At 47.3% G+C, this 602-nt stretch carries 2 protein-coding genes; both read right to left on the minus strand.

The annotated features are described in order from the left end of the window. On the minus strand, positions 1–457 hold a 457-nt coding region (locus HOLDEFILI_RS18045), incomplete at its 3' end, for a M56 family metallopeptidase (protein WP_006061396.1). Continuing rightward, positions 390–602, minus strand: a 213-nt coding sequence (locus HOLDEFILI_RS20160) for a hypothetical protein (protein ID WP_208854990.1), incomplete at its 5' end; no start/stop codon positions are given. The genes HOLDEFILI_RS20160 and HOLDEFILI_RS18045, both read right to left, overlap by 68 nt.

The following is a 602-nucleotide window of genomic DNA, read 5'->3' on the forward strand; positions in this document are numbered from 1 at the left end:
TTAAGATCAAGGTTCCTTTCTTCTTCCGCGAGGAATCAAACAGAGCTTGAATACGCTTTTTCAGCGGCTTCCCGGATGAAAATCGGGTAGAGAACGCCGTCATTGGTAGACGGGTCTGACGAATGACATCGACGATCATCCGGCCATAGACCGCTCTGACTTCCTTCGACTGCCCTTTTAATAATCGCTGATCACAGGCCATCTCGATATCATTTTCCGCCTGATTGTTCATCAGCCAGACGAACGGATTAAACCAATGAATGGTCTGAGCTGCGCTGAGCAGCACTTTCTTCCACAAATCTTTTTGTTTCAAATGAATCAGCTCATGCTTTAAAATCAGATCCAGATTTTCATGTTCCAATAATTCCGGTGCCAGAACAATCGCGGGATTAAGAAATCCGATCGCCATCGGCGTAGGTGCTGACCGGCTGGCAATCAGCGGCGGAATTTTCTTCATTTTTCATTTTCCGTCCCAGCTGACGCAACAGACGACCTTGCGGACTCTGTCTGGAAACACGCTGTCCGCGTGCCATCAGAAGCTTTTTCACTCGATAATAATCCAGCGTTAAACGAAGGACGGATAATCCCATACCGATGATCCA

It is taken from the genome of Holdemania filiformis DSM 12042 (assembly GCF_000157995.1).
Taxonomy (GTDB): domain Bacteria; phylum Bacillota_I; class Bacilli_A; order Erysipelotrichales; family Erysipelotrichaceae; genus Holdemania; species Holdemania filiformis.